This window comes from Psychrobacter sp. 1Y4 (genome assembly GCF_051847555.1).
This window is the reverse complement of the sequence record NZ_JBPYDE010000413.1, coordinates 1-781: the sequence shown is the minus strand read 5'-3', so window position 1 is coordinate 781 and position 781 is coordinate 1. Positions and strand designations below refer to the sequence as shown.

At 44.8% G+C, this 781-nt stretch carries 1 protein-coding gene; it reads left to right on the top strand.

Annotation, left to right across the window (positions count from 1 at the left end; translation table 11 throughout):
- Positions 1-781, top strand: a 781-nt coding sequence (locus tag ACS8FC_RS16670; protein WP_439297601.1) for an AAA family ATPase, incomplete at both ends; no start/stop codon positions are given.

The following is a 781-nucleotide window of genomic DNA, read 5'->3' as shown; positions in this document are numbered from 1 at the left end:
AGGCGTCGTTCCTGATGTCGATGATATCGAAGCTGAGGAAAGTTTTATTGCTGATTTAGAGCAAGACTTTGATGCACAGATTGATGCTGATGTCGAAGGTATCGATAGCGACGCAGACAGTGATAATGAAATGCAGGACGAAGCAAAAACTGCTAAAGCGAACGATCGTGCTAAGTCTACTGATGGTGCAAAAGCTTTTAAAGCGCAAAAACCACCGATGAAAATTGATGTGGCGGATATCGAAGCTATCATTGCTAAATTGGCGCGTATTCCACCAAAATCTGTATCGAGTGATGATAAGAGTATTCTTGAGCACTTGGACCGCGATCTTAAGCACTTAGTGTTTGGTCAAGATGAAGCGATCGCGACGCTCGCCGATGCGATAAAACTGTCTCGTGCAGGACTAAAAGCACCGGATAAGCCAATTGGTTCGTTTATGTTTGCAGGACCGACAGGTGTGGGTAAGACAGAGGTTTCTCGTCAGTTGGCCAATCTATTAGGCGTAGAGCTGGTACGCTTTGATATGTCAGAGTATATGGAAGCACATACCGCATCACGTCTGATTGGTGCGCCTCCAGGCTATGTCGGTTATGATCAAGGTGGTTTGCTCACTGAAAAAATCAATCAACATCCGCATTGCGTATTGTTGCTTGATGAGATCGAAAAAGCGCATCCTGATGTATTCAACTTGCTATTGCAGGTGATGGATCACGGCACGTTGACGGATAACAATGGCCGTGTTGCTATCTTTAAGCAAGTCATCATTATTATGACGACGAAC